Below are 16446 nucleotides of genomic sequence, written 5' to 3' on the forward strand. Positions count from 1 at the left end.
AGATTGTTAGCATCAACGATTGAGAAGTAAAGCTTTTTCCTTCTCTTTGTTATAGATACTTTGTATTTTTTGATAAAGAGCTGGATGTTGGCTTTTGATTTTATCGGCATTCGTCTTATTGGTTAATAATTGCTGTGATATGTTTGTAATTTTTTTATCTGCTTTTTCAGCAAAATAACCTGTCATTCGTTGACGCGTTTTAATTAGAGTGTCAAGCTCACCAAGTTGAGGAAACTCTTTCTTCAAAATTTCAAATGCTTGAGCTGATATTTTAGACTCTTCCCCATCAGCTATATTTGCATCTACTCTAAGTGCTTCCTGTTTGGCATAAGTTCTATCTTGCCCGAGAGCTTGTTCTTTATTCTGTTGTCTGACCTTCAAAAGATAAGCCTCATAATTTACGATAAAGTTATAAGCGTGTTTTACCTTATGCCCCATTCCAACAATATGATTCACCGCTCTACCAATCAATGAATCAGAATCAAGACCTGAGCGAGTAGCAAAATCTAGCGGCCAATCAATAACATTATCTTTGGTACTGCTACGGGATAAAGTTTGTTTTAATACTTGTTCTGTTGGGTGATTTTCTTTATCTGCATAGATATTGAGCTGCTCTTTGTGACGTGTCATAGCAACAAAACTTAGATTTCTATCCCAGTATTTGCTATCAATTAGAACACGAACGTTCTTTGCAGTCATGCCCTGAGATTTATGAACAGTCAGCGCATATGCATAATCTAAGGCCTTATATTCTTTGGGAATAGTAAGTAACTCACCGCTATCTAATTGAACACTAATTTTTTGGTTATTTATTTCCCTAACCGTTGCTGTGTCTCCATTACGAACTCCAAGGACTTTGTTGTTTTCCCTAAATAATAATCGTTCCCCTGTTGATATTTTGAGGTTTCGCTCTACTCCCTGATAGACGATGTTCTCTTCACCAATTTTATTCTCCGCAATTAACGCTTCACGAGCCAGGTCATTAAGATGGTTAACTGTTTTTCTGGTATAGGACAACATAATGGTATCCACCATGCTCGTTGACTCAAGATCTTTTTTCCAGCCTGCAACTACTTGCTCTATAGCTTGCAGCTTGGTATCCGCAATAGTTATCGCTCCTTTGTCTTGATAGTGTTGCAGGGCTTTGTCTATATCCCCTTTAGCTAAATCAAGGCTCGCTTGTCTGTCCCCAAAATCATGTTGACGTTGTATGTTTTCCAGTTCGATGTAACCCGCGCGAGCAGCAATACCTCTGAATATTTCACCTTTTTGAATGGGTTTTAATTGATCGGGATCACCAATAAGCACCACTTTGCTACCCGCCTTGTGTGCTTCTTTAATCAAGTACGCCATACTAGAAAAATCAACCATCCCAGCTTCATCGATAATCAAAACATGCTTATCACATAGTTGCATCATATTATTGGCTAATCGATAAGATAACGATTTAATTGTCAAAGAAGCTATGCCAGTCTCTACTTGCAAGGCTTTAGCAACTTTACCGGATAAAGCAGCTCCAATGACCTCCATTCCTGCTTGGGTATAATACTCATTTACAGGCTTTAACAAATAGCTTTTACCCGCTCCCGGACGTCCTATCACTACCGAAATATCTGATCTTTGAGCAATATAACGAAAAGCTTCTTGTTGCTCCTCACTCAATCGATATTGTTGGGAAAGCTTATCAATGGAGTGGTGAACTACGTGTTTCTGAGAAACCATCATCGCCTCTATATCATGTAATAATTGAGCTTCCTGCATGAAATGGGTGCGTGTAGTAAAGCTTGGCTGTTGTCTAGTATTATCACCCAGAGCCACCACATCATGATGACTCAATACTCTTTCAACAAACTGCAAATATTCTTGAGGGCTATCTGATGCTTGAAACGTTTTAAATAATAACCGTTCAACATCTCTGCGAGTAAACACACTGTATTGCGTAGATAAATGGTCAATCAAAAAATTAATATTATCTCGCGTGAGCTCCATTCGCGCCTGTTGAATCAATTGGTTTTCTTCAAGCAAGTAATGTGCATTAGGATTGTGATGCTTACCTCGATGCCGCTCTGAAATCAGATGGTTTGCATCTACCTGTAAATCAAAATTGTTCTCAATAAAAAATTCGTTTTGCATCTCTCGCCATTGTTCACCCCAATAATCCTGCTCCACCACAAACCCTTCGGCAAAAACTGGATTCAAATCGCGAGCCTTGTATTTGGAAAATCGGTTTTGCTCCAATCTTCGTGTTGGAACCAGAATATGTGCATGTGGATTACCATCACCATGATCATGAATAGCGATATCGGCAGGTAAACCTTTCTCCACAAAATGCGTTCGAGCAAACCGTTTTGCCAATTCCATCTGCTGTACTAAGTTCAATTCACGCGGCAACGCTAAAACAAAATCCTTACATAATTGAGAATTAGATCGATTTTCAGCACGCTCTACTTCATTCCATAAATAGTCTCGATCTAGAAATGTGTCAGTAGCACCATCCGGCAAAATAATTTCAGAGAAAATGACATCATTTCTCTTTGAGAAATCATAGGTACGCCCAATACGCTCATCATAAAGCGAAGTACCAGAACGATAAGCAGCCGCGGCTACAGCACTATGACCTTTTGAACGAGAGTGAATAGAAACTTGAGCAAAAGCAATCGCCACGAAATCCCCAAAGAGAATGAATCCATCGGTTGCTTTTAAAAATGAAAAAACCTTTGTCCATTAAAGATTTTTAAGTGGTTGAATGTTGATACTAGCAAACAAACGAAAGTTTGTATATTGCGCCCTTGCTGTTCGCTTCGGGACTTTGAATTTCGCTGCGCTCAATTTATTGATAAAGAACTCTTGCTTTTAGAGATCTGGCGCTGTACGCTAAATCTGTTTACTCATTTGCGGAGAAATGATTATGTCATCGAAGACAGTATCGCAAATGGAAGCTGTACTCTTGGACAGAATCGAAAAAGCTAAAATCAAGTTAGATCAGCTACAGCAAAAACATAAACTTGAAATTGGTACTCTCGCCTACAAACACGGACTTCATGAATTTGATATTAAACGATTAGATTCAGCATTTTTGAAGCTTGCTAAGGAGTTATCTCATGGCATTGCTTGAAGAAATTGAGAAAGAAAAACAGATGCTAGCACGCTGTAAAAAATCGTTGGCTATAGAAAAACTCAAAAAACGTCGATTAGATACTCGCCACAAAATTGAGCTAGGTGGACTAGTAATAAAGTCCGAAATGGATCTTTATGACAAATCAATCATTTTAGGTAGCCTCGTTCACTCTCAACAATTAATACTAAAGCAGCATAATTGTTTAAATATTTTTAAATTAATAGGAGATAAACTCTTCAAGAAAAATGATTAGTCTATTAATATTAAAAGTACGTTAGCGATACAAAGGTAGAAATTTACTGAATGAGGTTCAAAATCGATGCCAAGTCAAAATGAGATAATACAACATACTGAGATGGTTTTTGAGGAACAGAGAAAGCAACTTAGTATTTTAAAAAATAACGTTTCAAATACATATAGCATCACAGTTTTGGAAAATATTCTTTTTGAAGCAATAGTCCTATTATATACACATAGAACAGTATGGGCCCAACACACTTTTTGGTCTCAATACGCTCAGACTGAAAACTTGGAAGAGTTTGCTCACGCCGCATATAAACAGATGATCAACTGCACACTTGTTTCAATTTATACAAACCTATATTTTTGTATTGAAGGTGCGTTAGCTGAATATCTCTCTGAACATAAATGCCACGGAGATATTATTTCTTTATTCAAGAAAATAGACCCAAAACTAGAAAACTATGAGGAGATTATTAATGGATTTCAAGTATTGAGATGTGTGAGAAACAGTTTTCATGGAAATAGTGGTAACTATATTTTTGCCTATGATGATACCTTGGTTCACTTTAATGGGAAGTCCTATGCTTTTTATAAAAATAAACCCATAACAATATCGTATGAGTTTTTAAGAGACTTTATTCCTTGTATTGCAGATGTTTATAAAAAAATTTTCAGTTAGCTCAATATATGGATTATAATTATATGAAGGTAAGAGAAGATAAGGACAAGTCAAATGTTAAGGATAATATTTTCATTTTTAACATTTTTTCATCTTGGGATATGCCATGCAGGAATACTACAATGTGTTGGAATGCTTAATGGTATTACAGTTAACATAATTTCTGACCCTGATTCAAAAACTCTAAATGTCAATGGTAATATTCTTAAAGTTACTGGAGCAAATGCTCAAAATACGGGATTTAGAACGGAAAATTATATAAATAACAATGGAGTGGTGGTTTATTATTCCATGGCTCTTGATAATGATAATAAACCAGTTTTAATTCAATATAATGGTGTTAATCAAGATCCGGAGTTTTACATTGACTTAGCCTGCCATTAATTACGCAAATTTCGAACCCCTCCGAGCGCACCATTTAATTCAAAGACTTTTAGCTACACTCAACGCAGTAAGATACATCTCTAATTACATCTAAACAATACTGTACGAATTCATCGTTAACTTCGACCAATGTTGACACCTCTGATACATCACCCTCCAAGAAAAAAGATTCATCAGGTAGTTTTATTTTGAAAGGCAAATTATCAACTTTCTCAACTAGAGTATAGTAACTTCTTCCGCGTCCGTGTTTAAGCGCATTTATTGCGAGACAAAGGTCTTCAAATCGTTCTTTAATAGCACTCTGCCCTCTATCAGTTAAGATTTCCTTGGCACACTTAAATCCATCCTCACAGTCAAGGCTATCTTGTAAATTAGCTTCAAACATAGAAAACATACCAACTATCAAGATCGCTTTTTGAAGCTGTACCATTTGAAGTGTTTTTACTAGCCTGGTAGCGCCGCTGGTTTGGAGCTCTTCACTTACTCTGTCGTTTACATCTCTCAACGTTTCAATGGTAAATGTTACACACCTATCTATAAGCTCAGTAAATTTGTGCATACTTCACTAAAACCTCCATTAATATATTCGGGAAATTAAGCTACAACCATGAATAAGATTTTTTTATCAATATCATATTGTCGTATTATTCTCCAAGAGTCCAATTGATCTTATTCACTGCTTTAATTTTATGCTCTGGCGCTAAATGTGCATATCTTAAAGTCATTTTAATATCCGAATGACCTAACAGTTCCCGTACAGTATTTAAATCAATACCAGCCATAACTAGTTTACTAGCAAAATGATGTCGTAAATCATGCCAACGAAATTGTTCTATCCCAGCATTTTTTAATAGCGTTGCCCAAGATCGTTTAATATTATTAAATGGCTTATTGTCTTTACTGAGAAATACCAGCCCTTTCTTTGAATTACTTTTTTCATGAAGTTGCGTTATTATTCCATAAACTTCGTTATTTAGGGGTATATAGCGCGAACTGCTATTTTTAGTAATCTGACCAGCAATAATGATAGAGCGTTCTTCTAAATCAATCATTTCCCAAGTTAGATGAAACAGTTCCCCTTGTCTCAACCCTGTATTAATTGAAATTAAAATCATAGGTGCTAAATAATCACAAAACATGTCTCCTTCTCGTTCAGGGAGTAGCTCATATCCACGTGACTGCCTCCATTCGTTGCCTCGTTTCCGGTCTTGTATTAATTGTCCTTCCCGACCTAATAAAGCTTGTCGTAAATTTTTTTCTTCATCAAAAGATAAATATCGCACTTTAGGTGCCCTATCTATTTTAGAGAGCTTTAAGTTTTTTAATGGGTTTTCTTTAATAACCTCCCATTCTACTGCCTTAGTAAATAAGGATTTTAATGTACCTATATCTCGATTTAGGGTGGCATTCGAAATGCCATCATTTAAACGCTTAATACGCCATTGCTCTATAATAGAAGGTGTTATTTCTTCTAAAGGCTTAGAAAATAGTTTATCAAAACAACGTATAATTGTAGCAAGGGTTTTATTCCCTCTTTTATGATGAGTTAATACCCAAGACTTATATTCATTTTCAAAGAACTCTTCTAAAGTTTTAGGCTTGTTAATTCCTCTTTTAGCTTTTGGATCAATACCCTTATTAAAGTCATTTAAGATCTCAACAGCTTTTTCCCGAGCCTGAGCTGGGGTTATTACCCCTACAGTACCAATATTTATCTTGCCTCCTCTTTTATATTGGCAGACATAGCGCATTGTGCCAGAGGGAAAGACTCGAAGAAGGAAACCTTTTAAATCGGTGTCATGTACCTCATACTCTTTCTCTTCTGGAGCTAGCTTTTTTACTAGGGTATTATTAATTTTGGCTTTCATTATCTAACCCTAATTCAAACATGATTTTTTCTTCTAATTGATCAGCATTTGGTAAAGCATCTTTCAGTTTCTCTGGTACGTCCCGCGTCAATTGATAACCTGCGACGCCAACGGGTTTATCAATGCCTCTCAAGGAGTATTCGACATCAAACTTAGTATGCTCACCACATAAAATAATACCAATAGATGGGTTTTCATGAGGCTCTTTAACAAAGTCATCCAGTAAATTCAGATAGAAATTCATTTTTCCAGCATATTCCGGCTTGAATTTTGATCTCTTGAGCTCTAAAGCAACTAGTGCTTGAAGTTTGCGGTGATAAAAAAGCAAGTCAATAAAGTACTCTGAATCTGGTGTCACAATACGATATTGGTTACCTATGAAGCTAAAACCATAACCAAGTTCTAAAATAACGTCTTTGATCTTTTCTACCATACGGTTTTCAATCTCAGTTTCAATCACGGGCTTGGTAATACCTAACATGTCAAACATATAAACATCTTTCATTGATTGATCTGCTTGCTCAGCCAACTCCTTGGGCAAAGTTGCATTGAAGTTATGTTTCTTATCAGCTAATTGATGACGCCCATATGCATTTGAATTAATCTGAGAACTTAATGTATCTCTTGTCCAAGCTTGTTCCTTGGTCGCTGTAAGATAATATAATCGCTCCTCATTATTTTTAACTTTATTCATAATGAGTAGATTTTGACCCCATGGAATTTCTGCGACAAGCTGTCGCAGATTTGGATGATCTTTATATTCTAAATAGAACCGCCTCATATCCCATAAATTTCTAGGCGAGAAACCAAATTTTGCATCTGGAAAAATTTTCCTTAAATCTATAGATAACTTCTCTACGAAAGACTTGCCCCAAGAGTGCTCATGTTGATGTTGTACTATATGTTCTCCAAGCCACCAGTAAAGTGATATAGCCTCTTTATTAACTGATTTAGCAGCACGTGTCCTAGCTTGGCGAATCTCACCAGCAGCTCGATTTAAAAAATTATGATATTCGGGAAGATCTTGGGTTGATAGTTCGTTCATAAACAGCTCTCTATCCATGGAAGATTATTTCAAATAAATTAGTATATACTTTTTCAATCAGGGTGCATATAGGGTGCAAATTAATTGTGCTTAATTGTATTTCCATGTACTTCCATATAATGGAAAACCAATTAAACCCTTTATTTAAAAGGACATTAAATGCCTAATGATACATAGAGATACATCAAGACTTTTATTAAATCCCCCTCCTAAGGGGCAGGTCGGAGGTTCAAATCCTCTCCGGGACGCCATTTAAATCAAAATTCCCAAATAACCCACATAACTACTAGTCAAAAAGAAATGTTCATTAATCAATGAAAGCTTCATCTGCTTAGACCACTCCACTTGCTAATAGAATGCAGTTTTAAGTAGAACCTAAGTTATTCTTAAATGCGAATTGTAAAGATCCGAATAGTTCAATTATAAATCAAATAAAAATACCGTAAAAACACGGTATTTGCTTTTTTAATGACCGAATCATCTGCTGCTTATATTGATGTCTAATCAAAGGGAGAGACTCGATTAATTTTTATTTTTGTTCAACTTGAAGTTATGGCCTAGTATTTAGATTTTCAATCGAATCCGACCCTATTGATTCTTTTATTTCTTTTGTGAAACCAATAATTTCGATTTGAAGTATATTTAATAAAAAACTATTTATTAAACACTCGGTCAAATAACGAACCGTGTGAATGAATAATTACTGTCTAACAGGTCTCAGTATAGATGGCCTAAGTGACGGAATAATATCATCCTCAGCATTTGCATTTAGTCCGACTTTTTCAGATGCGGGTTTTGCATTTTCAAATGCAAGATAGATGATATTCAGTTGAAAAATGGTTGCACAGTGGTAGATGTTTTATTTTTAGGATAAGATTGCACTTCCGCACTTTAATCTCCTTTTGATCGTCAAATCAATGGCTTAGTTTAGATCAGGTGGATTAAAGTACCCCCCTTAATTGGGGGAGGCCGAATTCTGCTGTCATTGAGATTCTTTGCGCCTGAATTCGGCTAAAACGAGTTCTTACGTTAACAAAAGTTAAATTGACGCCGCCCTAAGAACGCTCGCTTCTCTCTCAAGTTTTATAACATGTTCACTTAAAACTTTTTTAGCTTGCATTGCTTCTTGGAATTTTTCATTAGAGCCTGCTTCCCTATCCGGATGATAATTAAGAGATGCTTTTCTAAATGCTTTGTCTACTTTGGTTTGGGTCAGCTCCTCTTCTGGATTCAAGCCCAAAATCTTATATGCCTTATTTCTCTCTGCAGAGCTTAAAAAACTGCTTTCTAGGACTTTGTTGATAACTCTATCTGTTGCACTTAGAACATTTTTATAAATAGGATGGTGGTCGTCTAATGCAGATAATCGATATTTATACTGTTTGCCATTACCAGCCATGGCCTGAGATAAGTCCTTTAAACTGATAAAATCCATAGAAGGATTAGCAGCTAAATATTTTTCTAAACTCGCAACCTCACCTGATTTATTAAAAGGACGAGCAAAGAAACTAAGGGTACGTCGGATACAACTATTTGACTGATAGTCCCTTAAAATACCTTCTAGTTCTGGTCTAGTGATGAAGGATTCATCTTTTAGTTTTTGTTTAGACGCATCTACTATTATGAGTCGCTGCTCGATGTTAGACGGAACGCTGTAAGCTTTATACGCCTCTCTCACTCCCTGCATTGCAGAACATGCGATACTAATTGTAGCAAGAGTAGTAAAGACAGCGGTGCCACTAACTGCAGCAAGTGCATAAGGTGCCATGCCAGTGCTAATTAAATTAGCCGCTGTAGCTTCAGCTAAATAACCCATAGCGAGTCTTTGCACGTAGTTATGACTGGGTTCTACTAATAAAGCATAGACAATTTTGCGTGTGGTCGCACTTACTAGTGGCACGGTAAAGGCTTGATAAACCCCAGGCAAGCTAGATACTGCACCCACAGACGAAGCTGTAGCCACTGAAGTAGCGACGACTGCATGTCCTAATACTCTATCTTTTAAAGTGGTCACTAGACCCTCTGGATTTTTTACTGAAACGACTTGATTGGGCATGAGTATCTTCCTCACCGAAACAAGCCACATATTATACATTGTAATTATTAAGTAAACATTAAGGACGACATTGAATGGCTTTGTTTCTTAATAACCCCGACATGGTTTTTCTAAAATATAAACGCCATTTTATTGAGCACATCACAACTTTTAGGCACTAACTGAGACGACTATTTTCGGTTTCAAACTGCTTGAAAGACGATCTCCTTTTCGGGGTAAAACGCGAAAAACTATTTTAATCATTTTGAACTACCCGTATTTTTACGGATAGTTACCTATGATTTTGTTTTGTACAATTGGTTTTTTCTGGTCATTATGAAAAATATTATTACTATTAGAGGCTTTAAATTATGCAAGAAAAACAAGAAAGTACACCACTAAAGAAGTCATTTAAACCTGGGGTTCTCACGGGAATAGGTATAGGTACCGGCGGGGCTATGGGGGGAATAGCTTCCTTGCTCCTCACTGCATCATATAGGAATCGAGATATTTTACCTGTGTGGGGCATTATTGCTTTAGCCGGTAGTGCCGCGGGATTAGCATCCGACTATGCAAAATATCAAGTATTTGGCTTTTTCGGAACCAATAAGTCTGATTTATTGACTTCTGAGCAGGCAAAAAGCAAGCTAAATCCAAAGAATAATCAAAGATGAATCCTTCTTGAGGCCAGGCGTAATACTTGGCCTAGATTGTTGATGGTGATGTTGCCAGAGGCTCTCAATGGAGGTTGCAGGACAGGAAACGACATAGCTTTATTATTGTACTCTACTCCCCCTCATTAGCTAATGTTCATGTAAACGGCTATCAAAAAAGTAACGGAACTTATGTTTAGCCAAATATGAGAAGCTCCCCCCGAATACAAAACAAGATAATCGGTCACACAAGGAAATGTAAATCCATATACCAGAAAGAAGGGTAAAAAAATGCTTATTAATCATTAACGTGCGATCTCTAACCTCATATAGGCAAGTGTAACAACTGCCTTGAAATTCAAGACAGTTGTTATGGTTAATTAGACATTAACAACCATATCAAAACCACCATAAATCATGCGCTTGCCATCAAAAGGCATAGGATCAGTTTCTGCTTGGAAACGAGAATCCTCCATGACTTTTTTCATTCCTACATCACGGACTTCTTTGGAAGGCCAAAGAATCCAAGAAAAGACCACGACTTCATCATCGTTACACTTAACCGCCATAGGAAAAGAGGTGACTTTTCCCTCAGGGACATCATCGCCCCAACACTCCACCAGTTGCAAAGCTCCATATTCTTTAAATATATGCCCTGCTTTGGTTGCGTGCTCAATATATTTCTCTTTATTGGCTTTAGGTACTGCAACCACAAATCCATCAACATAACTCATAAAGACCTCCATGTAGTTTATGAAATGCAACAGCAATTAATATGGCACAACAACTGCCTTTTTCCCAATATTCAGCAGAAATATTCCCAAGGCAACGTAAGGCCAACTCTTATACTACCAAGCGATTGTATCGCCATCAAAGCAATGTAAAACTTCTGCATGGCTTTTCGAAATGTTTTTGTCCACTTGTTCTAGCATCCCTGAAACACTTGCCTGGACTTCAACTAAGCCATTAGGGCCACCCATATCCGTTTTAACCCATCCCGGATGAATTAACATCACATGCACACCTGTTGATTGCACATCAATGGCAAAGCTACGCATGACACAATTTAAAGCAGCTTTACTTGAGCGATAGGCATAAGAGCGACCTTGGTGATTATCAGAGATACTGCCCATTTGTGAGCTAATCACTAAAATGCTTTTGTCTTCACTACTCTGAATATTAGGGAGCAAGGCATCACAAATTTTCACCACACTAATGCAATTGACATTCAGTACATCAATGAAATTTTGCCGGTTAATGTTCCCAACAGTGACTCCTTGCTCGCCACTTGTACCCGCATTATTAATGAGTAGATCAATAGGACGATGATTAAGCGTTTTTACCATCGAAGTAATCTCATTGTCATGGGTTACATCTAATTGAATCACTTCATCTGCTAACTGCTTAAGACTATCCGCCCTATCTGGATTGCGGCAACATCCAATAACATAATACCCTTTCTCTTTAAGTTGGCGGCTAGATTCAAAACCAATCCCTTTATTAGCTCCCGTAATAAGCGCGGTTTTCATTGGATTATCCTAATTTTAATAAGTGCTTAATTATAGATTATTCTGCTAACTTCCGGCGGTACTCAATCTAATTATGCTCATTTTATTGACTTAAACTGGTTAAATTTTTACTATTCAACCTGAATAAAAATAAACTATTATGGAAAACCAAGCCCATGCCTCACCCTATCTTAACGCTAATGCAGGAAGAGAAATCCATTAGCAGCCTTCAAGCATATTGCAAAAAACACAATCAAAAACTGCCTTTATTCGTATCGTTTCCTGAGCTACAGAATAAAACGGTGTATCAATACCTAAAAAAGTATCAAAAACTAAATAAAATAAGTTTAGCTGAATTAATTGAACACTACCTTGTTGATTTTACTGAAGTGGATGAAGAGAATCACAATCTGATGGATAATCTGGTTGCTGATGATGATTTCCCTTGTTTTCAACAACTCTTACTGTGTGGGCAAAAACCAACAGCACTTATTTTTGCGAACTCAGAATTGACTAGTATAGGCGACTTTTTACGCTATAGGCCTGGGAAAAATAGTTCATCAGTCTATGAATATGCAACAAAAAGAAAAACTGATATGGATTATTTATATAATTTAATGTTGGATTATGAAGATACCACGGATGAAGAGAGTAGCGAAGCAGAATTAAGTGATACTGAAGAGCTTAGCCCAGAAGAACAAAAGGCCTATGAGAAATTACAAAAAAAGCTCATTAAAAAATATAATGAAACAGGAGAAACAGAACCATCTTTAGTCTGTGTTGCCGCTCGCGGAGTACATTTTGTTCCTAAATATTTCCCGAAACCCACTCGTAATGCAGTCATTGCAAGCCGTAAACAACCACACACTACCTTTAGTTTTTCAACGCTTATTGATGCAGGATATGAGGCAGGAGATGAACCAGAGGAAGATGATGCTCAAATAGTCGCAATTCACCAACGAAACACCCAATTTGTAGCAGAGCTACAAATAACCCCTGATAGAAAAGAAAAGAGGACCGAAGGACATCCTCCACCAGCAGCACGCAATAACAAAAAATTTGATAGTTTATACTGGAGAGAAATTCAGGCGTATATTAACAGTTACTCCGTATTATTTAATAAAAAAGGAATCCAAACCAATTTCTCATTTGCCTCATTGAATAATCCTCATATTTCATTAAGTTGGAAAACAGAGGTTGCCGGAATGTACAGTAGTGGCGTACGCTTTGGCTGGAAACGTGGCGAACGACGAGATCCCCACTACCGACGCTGTAACGCCATCCCCAAACACCCTACTGTAGGTTATATTGATGTTTATGAACTCCCTTTAGACTATGTGCGCACAGAAGGTGTTGATAGACTACTCGCTTATAATGATAGGCTTATTGATTTATCAAACATCCATCTAAGTGAGGCGGAAATAATATTTCATTCAATGATTCCCAAGGAACATCACGTTCTACGCTTTATGGTCATTATGCCCTCGTTCAATGCGCCCTCAGCGGCAAATAGAAAAGATTTTGGTATGCAAAATTCCGGGGCTTATACTCGAGCACGAAATGATTTATTCGCTTGTATTTCTCAGCAATCCAAAGGTGAGAAATACCAAAAATGGGTTACACAACGAGCAGAACATGCCGTTTCTGCACAAGCAACTTTAATTGATAAAACAATGGATGTAAGGTTATTCAAAAGCGGGCGGGCTCGTGCTTATAACCATGGGGAAGAGCAGGATTTATCAACAACATTGCCTACCCCTAGCCGTTAAATAAAAATCTTTGGTTATTCATTTCATCACCTGTATTGAATGAATAACCAGAGCTATCCATCCCAAAACGCTGGTGATTAGAAGCTGCACCATAGATTTTTAAAATCACTATGGCTTAAGAAATACATTAATAATGTAAAGGAAACTAAGCGTTCTCAATGAGCAAACTCATGCCCTTGAAGCAACAGCGTTGACATTATAAATCGGCACGTGAACGCTGGACTTAACAGCCCAGCCTACTTTAGCTTTCTATCTAAACGCTAACTAGAACATCTAGGCATCCTTGCCTCATAAGCTGATACTCCTGTTAATTCAACATCATGACATACTCTGTACCTTGCTGCTCACTATTTTGTTGAACTTCTTGCTCTAGCATCTGCAAATCTTGAGTCAAATCTACATCTTCTCCTGCCTCGACCAATGCCAACAAGTTGGAATTTGTATGTCCATTTTCTAAAGGATAAATAACAGAAAAATTACTCTGCATCACTGCCAATACTTGCGGTTGTACTTTAAGCCAAATGGCAGACAAGCCTTCATTTTTTAACTGTGTCAAAACCTCAGCATTTTCAGACAGATATTCTTTCACTACTTGACGAACAATACAGGGCAATTGCAAAGCAGCAAGAGCTGGGGTGATAAAACTCACCTCACAGAATTTATGGATTTTGGACATACCCTCAATCATTTTGTTAAAGGCTCCTCCCTCACAAGCTTGATGAGAACCTGATAGCCCACTATCAGCACCGGATTCTGACAAGGCATATTCCCTATCGATTTCATACAATGCCGCATAAAAGCAGGCTTCTGCGGTTTCAGGGGTCACCCCTTCTCGCCATTGGTTTGCATCCTGTACTGCAGCCCAACAATACTGTAACAATGCCTTAGACGACACTCCTGAAGTTGCATCCGTATGTATAGAACGAGTCAATTTATTGATTGCAGAATTTAAACTATCTAATATTTGTTGGTCTGTACGTTGACCAACCAAATTTTTATCATAATCTCGCACACGTTGGGCGATAGAAAGAGTTAATTCAGGACTAAAAACAGTAGCATTATTCCCATAACACTCTTGTAGACGAGCAGCAGATTTAGAAGTGCTATTATGGACACTTGCGGTGTGAGTACTTTGACGTCCATTCACTTGGTTAACGATTGCTGTAACCGGCCTATCCATTATTCGTTCTAATTCAGCTAATCGAGCCACAGGCTGATTCACTGCATCCATATAATTTAGATTATCAATAATTCTGGCATCAGCCCAAAAATCACGATGTTCTAACAGCAAATCAAAGATTTCCTGGTGTTCCAGCAGATCACCATTATCGTCAACCACATGAGTTAAATGCTCCAATGCATATACCAGAGCCAAGTTTTGCGGTTCTGCCAGTAAACGCCGAATATTATCTTGATTGCGTATCCCCATTTGTTCGAGACGGTGCAAAACAACATAAAAAGCAGCATACGCGGTCCGTGGTGGCAAAACCACAGCTACAGCAGCTCCGGCACCTGCAGGTGATGGAGGAGGAGGTGGTGGTGTAGAACCAGGAAATAAACATCTTAATAAAGTGATGCCAATAACCAGAGGGATTATTGCTAAGGTAAACGCGAATGCTATCCCAAAGGTGATTGCTTTAATCGGTAATGCCACTGCCCACGCTAACACGTTAAGAAAATGGCTGTCTTTTCGTTCATAAGTATCTGCAATGAGCTTTCGCGATAATAAAGGCAGTAACGTAAAATCTAAAACACCTTTTTGACCAAAACCGCGCAAATTTTTGTCAAAATGGTCCCCATAAAATACGGTAAATGATTCGTAAATGCCATCTAATATAGATAAATTACGGCTCCATAAAAAAGGAATAACCAGATCTAAAGTCAAGTCAGGCAAGTTCTGTCCCAGGAGTTCTTCTGAATAAGAATGCTTCGTGGCGCGAAAAGTTATATTAGAATCAGGAGAGATAGGATTTAGTGCAGAAAAAAAAGAGGGCATTTTTATTTCCTCTGAAAAATTTTTTCAATACTATCACTATGAGCAAATAATTGCCATTCTGGAGTCCGGTTGGTGGTGTATGCAAATTCCATTGGAAATAAGAGAGATGTCGCTACTCCCCGCCCTATCGTTATATAATTAATCTTCGGAATCTTGTTCCAATAGGTGCAACTCCTGAGCCTGATATCCTTCTTTTTGAGCAAAATACACTAAAGCCTCTTCACGTCCATGAGTAACCCAAACTTCTTGAGGATTAACCTCTAATATCGTTTGCGTTAATTCAGGCCAATCTGCGTGATCTGAAATAATTAAAGGCAACTCTACCCTTTTTTGCTTGGCACGTGATCTAATTTGCATCCATCCCGAAGCCATACCTACCAATACATTGGCGAATCGTCTCGACCATTTATCATGTAAGGCACTGGGGGGACACAAAACCAGAGCACCTTTAGAGGAGTTCAAATCTAATTCAGAGGCAAGCTTTAAATTGCCCAAATCAATGCCCTTACTTTGATAAAAATCACAAAATTTCTTTAAACCTCCATGTAAATAAATAGGCCCTTGATAACCCAAAACTCGGAGCGCTTTAATAAGGCGCTGACATTTACCTAAGGCATAAACTCCAATTAAATGACAACGATCGGGAAAAGTAGCTAAAGAATCAAAAAGCTTTTGAATTTCCTGCTCTATAGGAGGATGTTTGAAAACCGGCAATCCAAAGGTGGCCTCAGTAATAAATACATCACAGGATTCGCTTACAAAAGCTTCACAGGTGGGATCAAGGACACGTTTATAATCACCGGATATAATTAAGCGCTGTTCCTCATAGCTAATGACTATTTGAGCGCTACCGAGAATATGCCCTGCAGGCAGCAAATAGAGCTCTGCTTTATTTATTTGAATTTTATCAAAATAATTTAATGGAACAACCTTGGGGGTATATTCTTCCCCATAGCGTATTTGCATTAGGGCCTGAGTATCTGGATGCGCAATAATCTGTTGATGACCAGAAACCGCATGATCGGCATGGGCATGAGTGATTATGGCACAATCTACAGGTTCAGTCGGGTCAATATAGCATTGGGTAGCATGACAATATAATCCTTCATTTCTAACCTCTACCCATTCACGTACATGAGTCATTTCTT

At 37.7% G+C, this 16446-nt stretch carries 15 protein-coding genes; 6 read left to right on the plus strand and 9 right to left on the minus strand.

The features are described 5' to 3' along the window. Positions 1-12: 12 nt before the first annotated feature. A complete protein-coding gene (gene traA, locus ACD661_RS04810; RefSeq protein WP_400186715.1) occupies positions 13-2664 on the minus strand; it encodes a Ti-type conjugative transfer relaxase TraA in 2652 nt (883 codons plus the stop codon). Positions 2665-2908: 244 nt separating this feature from the next. Between traA and ACD661_RS04815 the strand changes: the two genes are divergently transcribed. The 4 genes from ACD661_RS04815 (at position 2909) to ACD661_RS04830 (ending at position 4424) form a co-directional block, all read left to right on the plus strand. Beyond that, the gene (locus tag ACD661_RS04815) at positions 2909-3115 is read left to right on the plus strand and encodes a hypothetical protein (protein WP_400186716.1); all 207 of its coding nucleotides are present in this window, start codon (positions 2909-2911) and stop codon (positions 3113-3115) included. Next, a complete protein-coding gene (locus ACD661_RS04820) occupies positions 3102-3371 on the plus strand; it encodes a conjugal transfer protein TraD (protein ID WP_400186717.1) in 270 nt (89 codons plus the stop codon). Before ACD661_RS04815 ends, ACD661_RS04820 begins: the two co-directional genes overlap by 14 nt. A 66-nt stretch (positions 3372-3437) precedes the next feature. Beyond that, positions 3438-4040, plus strand: a complete 603-nt coding sequence (locus ACD661_RS04825; RefSeq protein WP_400186718.1) for a hypothetical protein — start codon at positions 3438-3440, stop codon at positions 4038-4040. 54 nt (positions 4041-4094) lie between these two features. Beyond that, the gene (locus tag ACD661_RS04830) at positions 4095-4424 is read left to right on the plus strand and encodes a hypothetical protein (protein ID WP_400186719.1); all 330 of its coding nucleotides are present in this window, start codon (positions 4095-4097) and stop codon (positions 4422-4424) included. A 49-nt stretch (positions 4425-4473) separates the two neighbouring features. On the opposite strand, the gene ACD661_RS04835 is transcribed toward ACD661_RS04830, so the two are convergent. The 4 genes from ACD661_RS04835 to ACD661_RS04850 form a co-directional block, all read right to left on the minus strand. Further along, a complete protein-coding gene (locus ACD661_RS04835; protein WP_400186720.1) occupies positions 4474-4983 on the minus strand; it encodes a hypothetical protein in 510 nt (169 codons plus the stop codon). 85 nt (positions 4984-5068) lie between these two features. Next, positions 5069-6292, minus strand: a complete 1224-nt coding sequence (locus ACD661_RS04840) for a phage integrase (RefSeq protein WP_400186721.1) — start codon at positions 6290-6292, stop codon at positions 5069-5071. Then, positions 6276-7337 (minus strand): PDDEXK nuclease domain-containing protein, encoded by a 1062-nt coding sequence (locus ACD661_RS04845; RefSeq protein ID WP_400186722.1) that lies wholly within the window; start codon positions 7335-7337, stop codon positions 6276-6278. The genes ACD661_RS04840 and ACD661_RS04845 overlap by 17 nt, the downstream gene beginning before the upstream one ends. A 1039-nt stretch (positions 7338-8376) precedes the next feature. Next, positions 8377-9393 (minus strand): J domain-containing protein, encoded by a 1017-nt coding sequence (locus tag ACD661_RS04850; RefSeq protein ID WP_400186723.1) that lies wholly within the window; start codon positions 9391-9393, stop codon positions 8377-8379. Positions 9394-9743: 350 nt separating this feature from the next. Between ACD661_RS04850 and ACD661_RS04855 the strand changes: the two genes are divergently transcribed. After that, positions 9744-10046: a hypothetical protein gene (locus ACD661_RS04855; protein ID WP_400186724.1), complete on the plus strand. Its 303-nt coding sequence runs from the start codon at positions 9744-9746 to the stop codon at positions 10044-10046. Between the two features lie 359 nt (positions 10047-10405). On the opposite strand, the gene ACD661_RS04860 is transcribed toward ACD661_RS04855, so the two are convergent. Both ACD661_RS04860 and ACD661_RS04865 read right to left on the minus strand, forming a co-directional pair. Further along, complete coding sequence (locus ACD661_RS04860) at positions 10406-10759, minus strand: DUF1428 domain-containing protein (protein WP_400186725.1); 354 nt, start codon at positions 10757-10759, stop codon at positions 10406-10408. Positions 10760-10873: 114 nt separating this feature from the next. After that, complete coding sequence (locus ACD661_RS04865; RefSeq protein WP_400186726.1) at positions 10874-11554, minus strand: SDR family oxidoreductase; 681 nt, start codon at positions 11552-11554, stop codon at positions 10874-10876. 155 nt (positions 11555-11709) lie between these two features. On the opposite strand from ACD661_RS04865, the gene ACD661_RS04870 reads away from it, so the two are divergent. Then, on the plus strand, positions 11710-13302 hold the full coding sequence (locus tag ACD661_RS04870) for a hypothetical protein (protein ID WP_400186727.1): 1593 nt from the start codon (positions 11710-11712) through the stop codon (positions 13300-13302). A 307-nt stretch (positions 13303-13609) separates the two neighbouring features. On the opposite strand, the gene ACD661_RS04875 is transcribed toward ACD661_RS04870, so the two are convergent. Both ACD661_RS04875 and ACD661_RS04880 read right to left on the minus strand, forming a co-directional pair. Next, positions 13610-15298, minus strand: a complete 1689-nt coding sequence (locus tag ACD661_RS04875; RefSeq protein WP_400186728.1) for a hypothetical protein — start codon at positions 15296-15298, stop codon at positions 13610-13612. Between the two features lie 138 nt (positions 15299-15436). Then, positions 15437-16441 carry a ligase-associated DNA damage response exonuclease gene (locus tag ACD661_RS04880; RefSeq protein WP_400186729.1) on the minus strand — a complete coding sequence of 335 codons (1005 nt, stop codon included), beginning with the start codon at positions 16439-16441 and terminating at the stop codon, positions 15437-15439. Positions 16442-16446: the final 5 nt, after the last annotated feature.

Source organism: Legionella lytica, from assembly GCF_044626755.1.
Classification (GTDB): Bacteria; Pseudomonadota; Gammaproteobacteria; order Legionellales; family Legionellaceae; genus Legionella; species Legionella lytica_A.

Bases quoted from the DNA above. Each gene is read 5' to 3' on its own strand.
- ACD661_RS04815 (WP_400186716.1), top strand. From the start codon at position 2,909: ATGTCATCGAAGACAGTATCGCAAATGGAAGCTGTACTCTTGGACAGA.
- ACD661_RS04820 (WP_400186717.1), top strand. From the start codon at position 3,102: ATGGCATTGCTTGAAGAAATTGAGAAAGAAAAACAGATGCTAGCACGC.
- ACD661_RS04825 (WP_400186718.1), top strand. From the start codon at position 3,438: ATGCCAAGTCAAAATGAGATAATACAACATACTGAGATGGTTTTTGAG.
- ACD661_RS04830 (WP_400186719.1), top strand. From the start codon at position 4,095: ATGTTAAGGATAATATTTTCATTTTTAACATTTTTTCATCTTGGGATA.
- ACD661_RS04835 (WP_400186720.1), bottom strand. From the start codon at position 4,983: ATGCACAAATTTACTGAGCTTATAGATAGGTGTGTAACATTTACCATT.
- ACD661_RS04840 (WP_400186721.1), bottom strand. From the start codon at position 6,292: ATGAAAGCCAAAATTAATAATACCCTAGTAAAAAAGCTAGCTCCAGAA.
- ACD661_RS04845 (WP_400186722.1), bottom strand. From the start codon at position 7,337: ATGAACGAACTATCAACCCAAGATCTTCCCGAATATCATAATTTTTTA.
- ACD661_RS04850 (WP_400186723.1), bottom strand. From the start codon at position 9,393: ATGCCCAATCAAGTCGTTTCAGTAAAAAATCCAGAGGGTCTAGTGACC.
- ACD661_RS04855 (WP_400186724.1), top strand. From the start codon at position 9,744: ATGCAAGAAAAACAAGAAAGTACACCACTAAAGAAGTCATTTAAACCT.
- ACD661_RS04860 (WP_400186725.1), bottom strand. From the start codon at position 10,759: ATGAGTTATGTTGATGGATTTGTGGTTGCAGTACCTAAAGCCAATAAA.
- ACD661_RS04865 (WP_400186726.1), bottom strand. From the start codon at position 11,554: ATGAAAACCGCGCTTATTACGGGAGCTAATAAAGGGATTGGTTTTGAA.
- ACD661_RS04870 (WP_400186727.1), top strand. From the start codon at position 11,710: ATGCCTCACCCTATCTTAACGCTAATGCAGGAAGAGAAATCCATTAGC.
- ACD661_RS04875 (WP_400186728.1), bottom strand. From the start codon at position 15,298: ATGCCCTCTTTTTTTTCTGCACTAAATCCTATCTCTCCTGATTCTAAT.
- ACD661_RS04880 (WP_400186729.1), bottom strand. From the start codon at position 16,441: ATGACTCATGTACGTGAATGGGTAGAGGTTAGAAATGAAGGATTATAT.